The sequence below is a fragment of the Campylobacter coli LMG 9860 genome (genome assembly GCF_000254135.1).
GTDB lineage: Bacteria > Campylobacterota > Campylobacteria > Campylobacterales > Campylobacteraceae > Campylobacter_D > Campylobacter_D coli.
Genome location: NZ_AINS01000082.1, coordinates 1 through 1418 on the forward strand (window position 1 = coordinate 1; position 1418 = coordinate 1418).

At 24.0% G+C, this 1418-nt stretch carries 2 protein-coding genes; both read right to left on the reverse strand.

Annotated features, from left to right (window positions below; all coding sequences use genetic code 11):
- Positions 1–37 precede the first annotated feature (37 nt).
- Positions 38–451, reverse strand: a complete 414-nt coding sequence (locus CCO88_RS08765; protein ID WP_002840246.1) for a type II toxin-antitoxin system VapC family toxin — start codon at positions 449–451, stop codon at positions 38–40.
- 2 nt (positions 452–453) lie between these two features.
- Entirely contained in the window at positions 454–1368 is a 915-nt protein-coding gene (locus tag CCO88_RS08770) for a hypothetical protein (RefSeq protein ID WP_002840249.1), read from the reverse strand.
- Between the last annotated feature and the right edge of the window lie 50 nt (positions 1369–1418).

Below are 1418 nucleotides of genomic sequence, written 5' to 3' on the forward strand. Positions count from 1 at the left end.
TGTTTATTTTTCTCATTTTCTTGAGACAAAATAGAGTTTAGATATCAATCTCGCCATATCTTTTTACAGGTATTTTTAAATTTGGAAATTTTTTATCCATGGTGTAGATAGCACAACAGCCTTCTTTTTCAGCACAAAAATATTGCAAATAGTCTTCAAAGTCTCCTCGATATTTATCATAATAATCACAAGCCATATTAATGACACTTGCACCAAAAGATGCAATATTAAAATCTTTTTCTAATGAAATATCTTTTAAAAAATGAGTGAAATTATTTAAATTTTCTTTTTTAATAAGATAAGCAATAGTAGAAATCATATCTTCAGAGAAAACTATTTGAATGTTATTTGTAATTAAAAAATATATCAATTGCTTAGCTTCATTATGATAAGTTCTTTCAGCATTGAAGTAATCTAGGAAAATATTTGTATCTAAATAAACTTTTTTCATTTTTATATTCTACCTTCTTCCAAATCTTTATCTAATTTTTCTCTTTTTAATTCTTTGGCGGATTTTGTAGGATCAAATCCACCAGTAAGTATCCCAGCATATTTTTCTACAAATAGTCTAGCTTCTCGTTCTTTTTGATTTTCATCAAATAAAGAAGGTTGTGTATCATTAGAGATTAAGACTTTTTTATTTATGCTCGGCTCTTCTTTTTTATCGAAGCTATATTGATTATTTGCAGAGTTATTTTTTTCTTCAATAACAATTTCTGTATTTTTTACTTTAGTCGTTTCATCATGTTCTTGATTTATTTCTTTTACTTGATATTGTTTTTGATTGTTTTTTATTTCATCAAGACCTAGATATTTTTCTTCTATTTCTAAATTTTCTCTAACTTCTAAATTTTCAAAATCCCATTCTCTAGTAATAGTATGTCTTAAATTTTTTAAATCATTCCAAGATCCACGTCCTACTAAATTTGGATTAAATAAATAACAATCATCACTACCAACACCAGCATACGATTTAACAAAATCTCGATCTATTTTAAAAATTACTTTCTTTTCTATTAATCCATTTAAAGCTCTATACATTCCAGCTCTACTTAAAACTTTATCTAAAATAATATTTTGTTTCATAGATTTATCAAATCTTACAACATTTTTATAATCTACTGAAGAAAGCAATGTAAAAAATAAAGTTTTTTCTTGAGGTTCTAAATTAATAATATAATGAATATTTTCAGTAAAAAGTTTGATAAAACTTTCTCTTGTTTGAACTTTTCTAACAATAATTTGATTTCTTTCTATAACTTCTCCAGTAATACAATCAGTAGATAGATTATCTTTTCTATAAACTACTTGCTGTTTGTTATTTTTATTAATTTCATTTAAATCTTTAATTTCTATTTCATTATTCATATCTTATTCCTCTGATTTATAAAATATAAAATATTGTATCATAATTTGAG